This window comes from Synechococcus sp. C9 (assembly GCF_022984075.1).
Lineage (GTDB): Bacteria > Cyanobacteriota > Cyanobacteriia > Gloeomargaritales > Gloeomargaritaceae > Gloeomargarita.
Window position 1 is genome coordinate 418,229 of sequence record NZ_JALAAD010000001.1, and the last position, 14,586, is coordinate 432,814.

The following is a 14,586-nucleotide window of genomic DNA, read 5'->3' on the forward strand; positions in this document are numbered from 1 at the left end:
CAAATCTGAAATTTTTCTGCGAAATCCCCTTGTAATTTACTCATTCATGGTATATCTAAAATCAACCTTTCTTTCCTATTGGTAATCAGGGGGTAATACGATGGTGGTTGTGCAGTCATCCACATACATGGAACACATTTCTGAACGACTGGCGCAGTACGAGGAGTTACAATCCTTAGGTTTAATTGTGCGCTCAGGGGATTTTTTCCCGTCGGTACATTATCCCCCAATTACCATGTATCCGCCGCTCACCCCGGAGGAATTATTAGCGACTTATACGCCCCCAGCGGATGGCAAATTTGATATTTATGCCCATGTGCCTTTTTGTCGGCAACGGTGTTTGTTTTGCCATTATCCGGTGCAATTAGGCGAGCGGAGTGCGGAGAAAGACCAGTATTTATCCGCTTTTGCCCAGGAGATGGATATTTACATGGAACGATTAGGTTATACTCGCCTCAAAGCCCGTTCAATTTTGGTGGGGGGCGGCACACCGACCTATCTGGCACTAGACCAATTAGAGCGATTTTTACAGATATTAGACCGCCGCCTTGATCGTCGGGAATGTACCCAATACAATTACGACGTTGACCCAGTGACCTTAATTGGCAAAGAGGGAAATGAACGCTTGAAAATGATGCGGGATTATGGGGTTGACCGCCTGACCATTGGGGTGCAATCCTTGAATCCAGCCACTCTGAAATTAATGAACCGGCATCATGGGACAGAGCAGGCATTAGAGTCCATTAGTGATGCTCTGAAATTTGGCTTTCAGGTGAATATTGAGTTTATTTTTGGTTATCTCGGTCAAACCTTAGAAAATTGGATAGCAGTGATTGAACAGGCAGTGGGTTTGGGAGTGCATGAAATCCAATTATATCGTTTGAAATTTGAAGCCTATGGCGATTTTCAAGGGCCAGTAAAACACCAACGGGAACGGCATCCCGAAGTGGTACCTACAGTGCAGGAAACCCTGGCGATGAAGCAGGCGGCAATTAATATTCTCAACGTCCACGGTTATCGGGAAAATTTGCGGCGGGTGTTTTCTAAACAGCCAGAATATTACTCCCACTATGCGGACAACCAATGCTGTGGTTTGTTGGATCAATTGGGGTTTGGTCTAACGGCATTTAGTAGTTTACGGGATCGGTTTGGCCTCAATACCCAAAGTTTTGATGAATATTACCGGATGATTGGTGAACGTCGTTTGCCCTTGAACCGGGGATTGATTCGCAGTTGGGAGCAACAAATTCGCTGGGCAATTGTCTTACCTTTGAAGAACCGGCGGGTGTGGAAAAATTATTTTCATAAAGTCACCAATTACTCATTAAATGAGGTATTTCGCCCCAAAATTAACGCTCTGAAAAAACACGGTTTACTGACTGAGGATGAAGAAAAAATTGAATTAACGCCCTTGGGAGCTTTTTTTGCTGATGAAGTAGCACAACAATTTCATTATCCAGACCATATTCCTTTCCCACGTTCAGACTATGCCAATGGAGATTTGAATCCCTATTATTACCAGGAAATCTTTGGGGGAAATCATGGCGGATAAAACAATAATTGCTTCCGATACAATTGTCAATTTGCACCCGGAAATTGAGGTCAACAATCAGGGACAAATTATCCGTTTTCAATTGACGGAACCACACCATGTTTTGGGGCGTGCCCCCCGTAAATCTCCGCCCGAAGGTTTAATTATTCCCGATCAATGGGTGCATATTAGTCGGGTGCAGGCGACGTTTCGGCGGACGGGTGAGCATTACACGATTCATGATGGGGATGGGCAAACCTCGAGTATGAATCGGTTATTTATTAACCATGCCATTATTACACCGGCACAGGGACATCTTTTGCATCCTGGGGATGAAATCACCATTGGTACCGACCCGAAAACAGCGATTACGATTACCTATCACCACCCCTCTACCCAAGTTAAACCCATTACACCTAAGAAACGTTCCCTATCTTTGAAAGGGCGTTCATCAGTGATTTTAGGGCGGGGACAGGAAGCGGATTTACAACTGGATGCCCCCACCGTTTCTCGCTCCCATGCAGTCATTTTTCAGGATAATAATGGGCACTATACGATCCGAGATTGTAGTGTAAATGGGGTCTTTGTCAACGGTAAAAAAGTAGTGACTATTGCTCCGTTAAATGTTGGGGATGTGATTACCATTGGTCCCTACCGTTTGGTATTGCAAGGGGATATGTTGGTGTTGTCCGACCAGGGGGATCGGATTCGCTTGGATGCCAAGGATTTAGCTAAAGTTGTTACTGGGAAAAAAGGTCAAAAAATTCGTATCCTGAATGATATTTCTCTGGTGATTGAACCGGGGCAATTTGTGGCATTGGTAGGGGGAAGTGGGGCGGGGAAATCAACGTTAATGAAAAGTTTATTGGGGATTGAGGCGGTCAGCCAAGGTTCGGTATATCTAAATGGGGATGATTTACGCAAGTATTTTAATATCTATCGAAGCATTATTGGCTATGTACCACAAAGTGATATTGTTCACACCAATCTAACAGTAAAAGAGGTACTGTATTATGCGGCAAAACTGCGGTTGCCTAAGGATGCGAATATCAACGAGATTATTGAACAGGTGATGCGCCAAGTGGAATTAACGGAGCGGCAGGATACCTTGGTGCGGAGTTTAAGCGGGGGTCAATTGAAACGGGTGAGTATTGGGGTGGAATTGTTATCTGATCCCAAATTATTCTTCCTCGATGAACCTACCTCGGGACTCGACCCGGGTTTGGATAAAAAAATTATGCAATTGTTACGGAAATTAGCGGATCAAGGGCGCACAATTATTCTGGTAACTCATGCGACGACCAATGTTACCCTCTGCGACCGTTTGGTGTTTATGGGTTTGGGGGGAAATTTATGTTACTTTGGCCCACCCCAGTCAGCGGCATCATTTTTTGACCTGGAACATCAGGATTTTGCCGATATTTATATCAAGTTAGAAACCCGAGAGGCAGTAGCGCAGGAAGCAGAGCGATTTCGCCAGTCGGAAACGTACCAAAAATTTATCCAGGAACGCTTGATTGGACAGGTGAATGAACAGCCTTTTCAGCCGGAAAAAGTGCGGGCTTCGTTTTGGCGGCAGTTGTGGGTGTTGGTGGGGCGGTATGGTCAACTCCTGAAACGGGACCCGGTTTATTTGTTTTTGTCTTTGGCAACTGCACCCTTGGGAATTGTGTTAATTCGCTTGGCAGTGCAAACCCAAAATCCCTTTGTGGGGGCACCGGATTATGTGTTGGCTTCCTTGGCACGGCGGGTCATTTTTGTAATTGTCTGTGCCGCTTTGTGGGCAGGTTTTGCTAGTTCATTGCAGGAAATTGTCAAGGAATCAGCGATTTATCTGCGGGAACGGTTGGTGAATTTGGGACTGTTTGCCTATTTGAGTTCTAAGGTGGTGACCCTGGGGGGCTTGGCAATTTTACAGAGTGTCCTGATTACCGCTGTGATCCTCCTTGGGTTTAGTTGGCCGCCGGGATTGTGTGGTGCCGATGCCCTATGTTTTCCCAACTATTTCCCTTGGCCTTTAGGGGTATTCATTACCATTTTTCTGACGATTTTAACCTCGGTTTCTCTGGGCTTAATGGTATCCGCAATGGTGCGAAATTCAGCGCAGGCGAATAGTGCCTTACCCCTACTTTTGCTCCCCCAAATTATCTTTGCGGGAATTTTATTTGACCTGGGCAATCAGGGGCGACTGGTTTCTTGGTTGATGCTGAGTCGGTGGGCCGTGGGGGCGTTGGGGGCGTTGGCGGATGTCAATTCTTTGGTGCCAGGAGTACCGGCGGGTACGGACCCGGACAGCATTCCCATCAAGGAGATGGCGATGTTCACGGCTACTTTGCCGAATTTGGGGTTGAATTGGGCAATCTTGCTCCTGCATACGGTAGTGTATTTGGGCGTGACCCTGTGGGTGCAAAAACGCAAGGATATTTACTAAACCCCCAATGCGGGGTGGAAATGGCACAATAGAGCATGACCGTCACCGGATGCCCCCATGACTGATACCCCTGTGAGCCGTCTGCGGAATTTTTGCATCATTGCCCACATTGACCACGGCAAGTCCACCTTGGCGGACCGGTTGCTCCAGGTGACAGGGACAGTGGAACAGCGGCAGATGCGGGAACAATTCCTGGACAATATGGATTTGGAGCGGGAACGGGGCATTACGATTAAACTCCAAGCCGCCCGCATGAACTATCAGGCAAAAGATGGACAAAAGTACGTTTTGAACCTAATTGATACCCCCGGTCATGTGGATTTTTCCTATGAGGTTTCCCGGTCACTGGCGGCGTGTGAAGGGGCGTTATTGGTCGTAGATGCGTCCCAAGGGGTGGAAGCGCAAACCCTGGCGAATGTGTACATGGCGTTAGAACATGATTTAGAAATTATTCCGGTGATTAATAAAATTGATTTACCAGGGGCCAATCCCGAACGGGTGAAACAGGAAATTGAAGATGTGATTGGTTTGGATTGCTCCCAGGCGATTTTGGCTTCGGCAAAAGAAGGGATTGGCATTGAAGATATTTTAGAAGCGGTGGTGCAACGGATTCCCCCGCCCCAAGACCGCCGGGATCAGCCGTTACGGGCGTTAATTTTTGATAGCTATTACGACTCCTATCGGGGGGTGGTGGTGTATTTGCGGGTGATGGATGGGGGGTTCAAAACGGGCGACCGGGTGCGCTTGATGATGTCCGGGAAGGAATACGAAGTGGATGAATTGGGGGTGATGTCGCCCAAACAGGTGCCGGTGGCGGATTTACAAGCCGGGGAAGTGGGCTATTTGACGGCGGCGATTAAAACGGTAGAGGATGCCCGGGTGGGGGATACCATTACCTTGGCTTATAACCCGGCGACCGAGCCATTACCTGGCTACAAAGAGGCGAAACCGATGGTGTTTTGCGGTTTATTTCCGATTAATGCGGATGACTATGCCGATCTGCGGGATGCCCTGGGCAAGTTGAAATTGAATGATGCCGCTTTGCACTATGAACCGGAAACTTCTTCGGCGATGGGGATGGGATTTCGGTGCGGCTTTTTGGGGCTTTTGCACATGGAAATTGTCCAGGAACGCCTGGAGCGGGAATACAATTTGGAGTTAGTAGTTACGGCTCCCTCGGTGGTCTATCGGGTGACATTAAATGATAATTCGGTGGTGGAAATTGACAACCCTGGGGATTTACCCAATCCCAACGAACGGCAACAAATTGAAGAACCCTACGTGAAGGTGGAAATCATCACGCCGGAGACCTATGTGGGGACGTTGATGGAGTTAGCCCAATCCCGGCGGGGCGAATTTAAGGATATGCGTTATCTCACTCCGGAACGTACGGTGTTGGTGTATGAAATTCCCTTGTCGGAGGTGGTGACGGACTTTTTTGATCAGATGAAATCCCGCTCCCGGGGCTACGCCAGTATGGAGTACCAATGGGTGGGGTATCGGGCGAATGATTTGGTGAAATTGGATATTTTGATTAACGATGAACCAGCGGATGCCCTAGCCACGATTGTGCATCGGGACAAAGCCTACAATGTGGGGCGGGCGTTGGTGCAAAAGTTAAAGGAATTGATTCCTCGCCATCAGTTCAAAGTGCCCATTCAAGCCGCCATTGGCAGTCGAGTGATTGCCAGCGAATCCATTGCCCCCCTACGCAAAAATGTGTTGGCGAAATGTTACGGGGGGGATGTGAGCCGCAAACGCAAATTGCTAGAGAAGCAAAAAGAGGGGAAAAAACGCATGAAAGCCTTGGGTAATGTGGACGTGCCCCAGGAGGCATTTATGGCGGTTTTGAAATTGAAAAGCGAATAACCCTTGTCGGGGGTTCCCACAGGCGGCTATCCTAAGGGAGAAAGACTGAGTTTTCCCATGCGCTACCAGCGAATCCTACTTAAGCTCAGCGGTGAAGCCCTGGTGGGTCGGCTCAGCTACGGCATTGACCCGGAGGTGGTTCAGGGAATCGCCCGGGAAATTGCCGATGTGGTCGCCAGTGGGGTGCAAACGGCGATTGTGGTGGGGGGCGGCAACATCTTTCGGGGGGTGAAGGGCGCAGCCGCTGGGATGGACCGGGCAACGGCGGACTACATTGGGATGTTGGCGACGGTGATGAATGCTATGACTTTGCAGGATGCCCTGGAGCAGATTGGGGTGCCCACCCGGGTGCAGACGGCGATTTCCATGCAGGAGGTGGCGGAACCCTACATCCGCAGGCGGGCGATTCGGCATCTGGAGAAAGGGCGGGTGGTGATTTTTGCCGCTGGTTCGGGCAACCCCTTTTTCACCACGGATACGACGGCGGCACTGCGGGCGGCGGAAATTGATGCCGAAGTGGTCTTCAAGGCGACCAAGGTGGATGGGGTGTACGATGCGGACCCGAAGGTGAACCCCCATGCCCGCCGGTTTGAGAGCCTCAGTTATAGCCACGTCCTGAGCCACGGACTCCAGGTGATGGACGGCACCGCCATTACCCTCTGCCAGGAAAACAACATCCCGATTGTGGTTTTTGACCTGTCCGTAGTCGGGAATATTCGTCGGGCAGTGCAGGGCGAACCGATTGGCACCATCGTGGGAGGTTACTGTGAAATTAAATGAACTCGAAGCCAAAATGCAACAAACCCTGGAGGCGACCCAGCGGGCATTCAACACCATCCGCACCGGCAGAGCCAATGCCTCCCTGCTGGATCGGGTGATGGTGGATTATTACGATGTCCCAACACCCTTGCGTTCCTTGGCGAATATCACCACCCCGGATGCCAGTACGATTTTGATCCAGCCCTACGACCGTTCCAGTTTGGGTTTAATTGAAAAAGCAATTAGCACCTCCGATGTGGGTTTAACCCCCAACAATGACGGCACGCAAATTCGCCTGAATATTCCCCCATTGACCTCAGAACGACGCAAAGAATTAGTTAAGAGTGTGAATAAATTGGCGGAGGAAGGTAAAGTGGCTCTGCGGAACCTGCGCCGGGATGCGGTGGATCAGGTACGCAAGCAGGAAAAAGCCGCTGAATTATCTAAAGATGATGCCTTTAATTTGCAGGAATCCATCCAAAAACTGACGGATAAATACATTGCCAAAGTGGATGAAATTACCCAGGCGAAAGAGAAAGAGATTATGACGGTTTAGGTTAAGGATTGTCATTACAAGTAATTTTGGTCGTTTGGGCAATCGTTTGTTGTTGCTGAACCATTTATAGTCATTGCACAAAAAGGTAGTGCTATCTTTGTAATGCTCAAGAAATGGTAACAAGGATTCTCAGGCAGGTGGGTGGCTTTGTCTCTCCAGGGAGAAGCGTCACGGGGTAGGGACATTGCTCAAATACCCATGAGATAAGGCTTTGCGGGAATTTACTACCTACACTTAGAGAGCCTATCGTCTGAAATGGCAGACACTCCTTTGGGAAGGCATGGCACTAATTGTAATAACAAACAATTACTTGGATAGCACTACCTACATCACGCCCGTTTCCCTCGCCCGGCTCGCCAACAATTATCACAATGACCGCAGGGTAGGGGGTCGCCCTCCTGTTCTAATCCCAAAGCCTGCACCAGAAACCACCACCGACATTGGTCGCTTTTGAGATAGGCATTGATCGCTTTTAATCCCATATCACTGGGTTGCACGTTGATTTGCGCCAGTTTTTCCTTGAGAATTGTGTAGCTGTAGGGGTCGTCCCAGTGCAGTGCCCCCACCCGATGCAGGAGTGCCAGAGCCGCCGCCGCTTGCGGATTATCTTTGAGTTTTTCCAATGTTCCTTTCGGGGGCAAAGTCTGTGCCGCTTTTTGGGCTTGGTGGTATTGCTTTTGTAATTGGTCGAGGTAATGGCGTTGGGCATTCAGTTCCGTCGGATTGAGCCAGTTAAAGAGCCAGCCCACCGGCAGTTTGCCCCACCAGCCCGTCGGTTGACTGGTAAAGGTAATCGCTTCCGCCTGCCCCCCATCCCGCCCGCCCCGACCAATTCCCTGAATATAATCCAAGGGGTTAAAGGGCGGTTGCACATGGATCACCCAGCGAATATCCGGCTTGTTGACCCCCATCCCCAGGGCACTGGTGGAAACCAGAAATGGCACACCCCCCGTCAGCCACAACTGCTCCAATTCCCGCCGCTGGGGTGCGGACAACCCCGCATGGTACGCCTGGGTAGGGATGCCCTTTTTTTGCAACCATGCCGCCCAGGTTTCCGTGTCCCGCCGGGTGGCGACGTACACCAAACCCGCCTCCCCCTCATGGGATTTGATCGTATAATACACCTGTTGTTGCCGCTGGTGCGGAGTTAAAACCGTGCGGACAGTAATGTTAATGTTCTTACGATACGGACTGCGACGCACCACCTCCGGGTTTTCCAAACGCAACACCCGCTTGATGGTTTCCTGCACCAGGGGGTCGGCGGTGGCGGTAAAAGCGGCGATGGGAATCCGGGTGCCCGCTGGTTTGGTCTTTTGCAATGCCCCCCGCACTGCCCCCAACCGCTCATAGGCAGGGCGAAAACTGTCCCCCCACTGTACCAAACAGTGCGCCTCATCCAGGATAATGCCCCGAATCGCCACATCCCTGCGGGTTAACACCTCCCATACCGGCGGACTGAGCAGGGTTTCAGGAGCCAAATAGAGCAGGCGCAATTCATTACTTTGTAAGCGTTTGAGGGTACGTTTGCGCTCAAAGGGGGACTGTTGGCTGTGCAGGGTCGCCGCCGGGAGATGTTTTTCCTCCAACGCCTGCACCTGGTCTTCCATCAGGGCAATGAGGGGGCTGATCACCAAACTCACCCCATCCTGCATCAGGGCGGGGAGTTGAAAACAAATGGACTTGCCGAAACCGGTGGGCAGGACGATCAGGCTATCCCTACCTGCTAATAATGTACTGACAATTTCCCCCTGGGGTGGGCGAAAATCCGGGTAGCCCCACAGTTCTTGAAACTTCGCCCGGGCATCCTCCAGGGTAAACGTCCCCATGCTCGCACCCTATACGACCCGCGCTTTTTCCTTAATTTCCACCCATTCCGTATGGAACGTGCCGGGTTGGTCAATCCGTTCGTAGGTATGCGCCCCAAAAAAGTCCCGTTGCGCCTGGGTGAGATTTTGGGGTAGGGTCGCCCGCCGGTAACTGTCGAAATAATCCAAAGAGGCACTGAACGCCGGTACCCCAATCCCCGTATGCGCCGCCGTTGCCACCACCTCCCGCCAAGCACTTTGCCGGTCTAAAATGCTTTGCTTAAATTCGGGAGCCAACAGCAAATTGGGCAGGGTGGGATTGTCCACAAAAGCCTGTTTGATTTTATTCAAAAAGCCCGCCCGAATGATACATCCCCCCTTCCAAATCCGAGCCAATTCACTCAGGTTCATATTATAGTTAAGCTCTTGGGAAGCGGTCGCCAACAGAGCCATCCCCTGGGCATAGGAACAGATTTTCGAGCAGTATAGGGCATCCCGCACCTTATTAATAAAGCTGTGTTTTTCGGGAATGTTGGTCAGACTGGGTCCAGGTAATTCTTGGGAAGCGACCACCCGTTCCTGCTTCATACTGGAAATGATCCGGGCATTCACGGCGGCGGTAATCGTGGGAATCGGCACCCCCAACTCCAACGCACTGGTCACGGTCCATCGCCCGGTGCCTTTTTGTCCCGCCGTATCCAGGATCATATCCACCAGGGGTTTACCGGTTGCGGGGTCTTGAACGGTGAAAATTTGGGCAGTAATTTCAATCAAGAAGGAATTTAATTCCTCCGTTTGATTCCACTCGCTAAATACCTGATGAAATTCCGTCGCCGACAGTCCCAGAATACTTTTTAATAAATCGTAGGCTTCGGCGATCAACTGCATATCCCCGTATTCAATGCCATTATGCACCATTTTTACATAGTGCCCTGACCCGCCTGGGCCGATATAGGTCACACAGGGGCCGTCATCCACCTGGGCGGCGATTTTGGTCACCAACGGCTCCAATTCCTGATAGGCTTCCCGGGTACCGCCGGGCATCAAACTGGGGCCATTCAACGCCCCTTCCTCACCGCCGCTGACCCCCATCCCCACATAGCGCAGACCCACCGCCTCGAGTTCCTTCGTGCGCGCCTCCGTGTCCTCGTACCAGGAATTGCCCCCATCAATAATGATGTCCCCCGGCTCCAACAGGGGTTTCAACTGGTCAATCACCGCCTGCACGGGTTTTCCCGCCTTCACCATAATCAAAATCTTGCGGGGACGCTCCAGACTGGCGACCAATTCCTCCACAGAATGGGTACCAACAATGTTTTTACCAGCCGCCCGCCCCTTGATAAATTCATCCACCTTTTCCGTGGTGCGGTTGAACACAGCCACCGGGAACCCGTTGCGCTCCAGATTCAGGACCAGATTTTCCCCCATCACAGCTAAACCGATCAGACCAATCTGTTGCTGTGCCATCCCTACCACCTCCTGAGCGTCGTTGGCATCAGATTAACCCCTTCCTCAAGGCACCCTGGAAACTTTACCGATTTACTTTACGATTTACTTTGCGATGCGAGCGCCGCCAACTCCCGATAAACATCCCCCACCTCTGAGCAAATATGCTGAGCCTGGGTAGTTCCGGGGGTTTTGCCCACGGCGATGGTAAGTCCCCCCCGTTGATTGACCGCCACAAAAGCCGCCTCATCCGTCACATCATCCCCGATATAGCACCCTTGGCGCAACTGCCAAAAATCCCATAAAAAAACCACACAATCCCCCTTATCAAAGGTGCGGGGCAGTACCTCCAAAACCTCTTTTCCCGGTTGCAATTTGAAGGGTGCAGTTAACTCCGTATCATGGGTAAATAAGCCATATAATAGTTCAATAATCTGGGGTTTTACCGATGCTTCCACTTGCCGATAATGCACTGCCAAAGAATAGGTTTTATCTTCAAGAAATATGCCAGAATTTAACAGGTTAGCCGCAGTTAATTGGGCGATAACTTTCTCCCGAAGTGGTTGTAATTGCTGTTGTAATTGCTCCCGGTTTGGTTGCCGTAAAAAGTGATCCTTCTGGGGCACATAAATCTCCCCCCCATGTAGCCCGCATAACGTGATTGCTTCCCCGGTTAATGCGGATAAAAAAAACCGTAATTGGGAAACCGACCGCCCGCTCACAATCGCCACCCGTATCCAAGGATGACGGCACAATTTCAGTAATAATTCCCAACCTGCCGGGGGCAAAAACGCCTGGGTGGGGTCAGGGACAATTGGAGTTAATGTGCCATCATAATCCAGCATTAATCCCAAAGGCGATTCCCGCCGCCAATAGTCAGCGATGGTTGACCGCATGGGTAAAAGCATCCATAAACGATTGCACCCAATGGTGAATATCATGGTCACATACGGTTTGCCGTAATGCCCGCATTTTTGCTTGACGAATTGGCATCGGTAAAGTCAACGCCTCATGCAATTTATCTGCCATTTCTTCGATGTAAAAAGGGTTAATCATCAGGGCTTCTTTTAACTCATACGCCGCCCCGGTTAATTCACTTAAGATCAGCACCCCGGATAAATCTATTTTCGCCGCACAATATTCCTTCGCCACCAAATTCATCCCATCGCGCAAGGGGGTGATCATCGCCACATCTGCAATCATAAAATAGGTCAGCACATCCTCTAGGGAAAAGCGCCGGTAAAAGTAATGAATGGGCACCCAATTATCCTGGGAAAATAATCCATTGATCCGTCCTATCGCCTGCTCGACTTCCTCCCGCATCCGTTGATAGGCTGGCACCGCCGTCCGGGTGGGAGAAGCAATCTGAATAAAGGAGAACTGGCGGATGTATTCGGGATATTTTTCAAAAAAGAGTTGCAATGCCTGCAAATTTTCCAAAATACCCTTGGTATAATCCAAGCGATCCACACTCACCCCAATATATTTTACTGGGTAATTGTGCCGGAGTTGTTGCGCCCGTTTTTGTAAGGTAGGCGTTGCTACTAATGCGGCGATTTTCTGGGCATCAATACTGATGGGAAATGCCCCGACTTGAATCCCCCGCCCTTGGTAATAAATACGTTGATGTTCCCGGTCTATTTGAATCTCCTCTTGGGGCAGTAATCGTTCCACCGCATCCAGGAAATAAGTAGCATAATCCGGCACATGAAACCCGATCAAATCACTGCCCAACATCCCCCGTAAAATCACATCCCGTTTCGGGAGTATCTTAAATACTTCCAGGGCGGGAAATGGAATGTGGAGAAACAAACTAATTTTATGGTGAGGGCGTTGTTTTCGCACCAATTCCGGCACCAGCAAAAGATGGTAATCCTGCACCCAAATCCAATCCTCTGAACCAGTATGAGCCACGACCGCATCGGCAAATTTTTGATTGGCGGTGACATAGCTCGGCCAGTCCTGTTCTTCAAAGAAATTACATTTAGAAATAAAGTAATGAAATAGAGGCCATAGACGGGTGTTGGCATAGCCATAGTAATAATGATTGATTTCCTCTTGGGTTAAAGGTACGGATTGAATCTGATAAGGAAGTTGAATTTTATCCCAATCAATGCTATCTTCATCACTGGCAACATCATCAACTTCTACTACTTTTTTTGACGCATCTTCCCAGCAAATCCATAGCCCATCCCTCTGGCGTAAAACCGGATCAAGAGCGGATACTAATCCCCCTGGCATCCGTTCAATCCGAATGTCATTACCGTGGGTCTGAATGGTGTAGGGTTCCCGGTTCGAAACAATCACTAAACGACCAGGTTGATTTGGTTGTACAACCACAGGGGTAGCGGTTGCGTTTACGATACTTTGTTCCGTCATAATCAACCTCCTAGTTTGTCTGGTTTTGTGCTAGTAGCATCGCTGAATTGATAATCGCCACATGGGTATATGCTTGAGGAAAATTCCCCGTTAACTCACCGGTTTTTTGGTTAATATCCTCCGAAAATAAGCCCAAATGATTGCCAAAGGATAATATATGTTCAAAGTAATTTCGTGCCTTGCGTTTTTGACCGGAAAGGGTCAGGGCATCAATCAACCAAAAGGTACAGATGGTAAAAGCATTTTCCGGCAAACCCAACTCGTCATGGTTGGTATAACGAAACATTAATCCATCCACCATCAGTTCCTCTTCGGAACGTTGAATTGTCGCTAACATCCGGGGGTCTTTGGGGTCAATGATCCCCAGAATGGGCATGAGCAAATTACTGGCATCTAAATCATCTTTGCCATAGGCTTGCGTAAAGGCTTGTCGGTCATTATTCCAGGCTGAACCCAGGATCATTTCCCGCATTAATTTGCGTTTTTGATTCCACTTGCGGTAGAGGGTTTGCCGTTTGAGTTGATAGGCAATTTTGCAACCCCGATCCACCGCCACCCAACACATCAGTTTAGAAAAGGTGTAATGGTCAGGACGGTCGCCGATCTCCCAAATGCCATTGTCTTTTTCAGGAAATTTTTGAATGGCTAAATCCACAAGTTGTTCTACACAAGTCCAGAGCAGGTCACAGTTGGGACAGACCACCCGTTCATCCACAAAAACCGGATACATACTTAATAATGCCTCCCCATAAACATCGGTTTGATGGTGCAGGGTGGCATCATTGCCAATGCGTACTGGGCGACTCCCATGAAACCCGGCTAGATAATCCAAATATTGCACCGTTGGCACATCATGACCTTCAATGGTGTATAAAGGTTTCAAGTAACCCCGATGCGCCAAAACAATTTTGGATAAATAGCCGACAAAGTTTTCTGTTTCCTCAAATTTGGATAGTTTCAATAAAGCATTTACCGTAAAAAATGAATCCCGAATCCAACAGTAGCGGTAGTCCCAATTCCGAATACCACCGACAATTTCTGGTAAGCTAGTGGTGGGGGCGGCGATGATGGCTCCGGTGGGTTCATAGATCATTTGTTTCAGCGTTAATGCCGAACGAATGATGGGCTTTTGATATTCATTGGGTAAGTAACAATGCTTTACCCAACGTTGCCAGTAGTGATTGGTTCGTACCAGCTTTTCTTTAATGGCAGAAATGGCTTGGTCTGGGATGGGTTGATAGTAGGATAAACTTAAAAAAGCATCCCCTTTCAAACGGATGGGTTCCTTGCCAATAATTTGCACCGGCGAAACGCTGGTTACCAGAAATAGGCTGTTGTCCTGGTGGGGGGATGCAATGGTGGTTTCATTGACCATGCGACAGGGAGCGAATTCCGGTTGATAACCGGGTCTCGGATGATAATGGATGATAATTTCTGGCTCTCCAAAACGCACTTCAATATAGCGACACAATTCCGGGGGGGTGTAGGAACGATTGCCGTCCCAAATTTCCCAACGGGGCATGAAATCATGAATCACGAATGAAGCAAAGGTTGATTCAAAAATCGTTAGTAAAACATTGCTATTTTTTTCATAGGTTTGCTGAATGGTGTAAAGTTCAGGATGCAGGGGTTCAATCCCAAAGTAACTCCCGTTTTCCGCATCCAACAAACGGTCAAAAACAAATGCACCTTCAAAGGTAGGCATACACAGATAATCAATGCTACCTACTGGGGAAACCAGGGCACATATCCGCCCATTACCAATCAGTCCATAGTTCAAAGAAACCGGCGACTTCATCCGTTAACCTAC

Annotated in this window: 10 protein-coding genes; 5 read left to right on the plus strand and 5 right to left on the minus strand. The window is 49.3% G+C overall.

Features of this window, described 5'->3' with window-relative positions; genetic code table 11:
• Positions 1–127: 127 nt before the first annotated feature.
• From MLD66_RS02075 to frr, 5 genes are read left to right on the plus strand one after another with little or no spacing between them, the layout of a single operon-like run.
• The gene (locus MLD66_RS02075; protein ID WP_247215286.1) at positions 128–1,552 is read left to right on the plus strand and encodes a coproporphyrinogen-III oxidase family protein; all 1,425 of its coding nucleotides are present in this window, start codon (positions 128–130) and stop codon (positions 1,550–1,552) included.
• Positions 1,542–3,962: an ATP-binding cassette domain-containing protein gene (locus MLD66_RS02080; protein ID WP_247215287.1), complete on the plus strand. Its 2,421-nt coding sequence runs from the start codon at positions 1,542–1,544 to the stop codon at positions 3,960–3,962. The genes MLD66_RS02075 and MLD66_RS02080 overlap by 11 nt, the downstream gene beginning before the upstream one ends.
• A 57-nt stretch (positions 3,963–4,019) precedes the next feature.
• On the plus strand, positions 4,020–5,831 hold the full coding sequence (gene lepA / locus MLD66_RS02085; RefSeq protein WP_247215288.1) for a translation elongation factor 4: 1,812 nt from the start codon (positions 4,020–4,022) through the stop codon (positions 5,829–5,831).
• A 57-nt stretch (positions 5,832–5,888) separates the two neighbouring features.
• Positions 5,889–6,611, plus strand: a complete 723-nt coding sequence (gene pyrH, locus MLD66_RS02090; protein ID WP_247215289.1) for a UMP kinase — start codon at positions 5,889–5,891, stop codon at positions 6,609–6,611.
• Positions 6,598–7,146, plus strand: a complete 549-nt coding sequence (frr, locus tag MLD66_RS02095; RefSeq protein ID WP_247215290.1) for a ribosome recycling factor — start codon at positions 6,598–6,600, stop codon at positions 7,144–7,146. The genes pyrH and frr overlap by 14 nt, the downstream gene beginning before the upstream one ends.
• Positions 7,147–7,475: 329 nt before the next feature.
• On the opposite strand, the gene MLD66_RS02100 is transcribed toward frr, so the two are convergent.
• From MLD66_RS02100 to MLD66_RS02120, 5 genes are all read right to left on the minus strand, one after another.
• Entirely contained in the window at positions 7,476–8,972 is a 1,497-nt protein-coding gene (locus tag MLD66_RS02100) for a RecQ family ATP-dependent DNA helicase (protein ID WP_247215291.1), read from the minus strand.
• Between the two features lie 9 nt (positions 8,973–8,981).
• Positions 8,982–10,418 carry a decarboxylating NADP(+)-dependent phosphogluconate dehydrogenase gene (gnd, locus tag MLD66_RS02105; protein WP_247215292.1) on the minus strand — a complete coding sequence of 479 codons (1,437 nt, stop codon included), beginning with the start codon at positions 10,416–10,418 and terminating at the stop codon, positions 8,982–8,984.
• Positions 10,419–10,495: 77 nt separating this feature from the next.
• Complete coding sequence (otsB, locus tag MLD66_RS02110) at positions 10,496–11,305, minus strand: trehalose-phosphatase (protein WP_247215293.1); 810 nt, start codon at positions 11,303–11,305, stop codon at positions 10,496–10,498.
• Entirely contained in the window at positions 11,274–12,776 is a 1,503-nt protein-coding gene (locus MLD66_RS02115; protein ID WP_247215294.1) for a trehalose-6-phosphate synthase, read from the minus strand. Before MLD66_RS02115 ends, otsB begins: the two co-directional genes overlap by 32 nt.
• Positions 12,777–12,786: 10 nt before the next feature.
• Complete coding sequence (locus tag MLD66_RS02120; protein WP_247215295.1) at positions 12,787–14,574, minus strand: glycoside hydrolase family 15 protein; 1,788 nt, start codon at positions 14,572–14,574, stop codon at positions 12,787–12,789.
• Positions 14,575–14,586 lie beyond the last annotated feature (12 nt).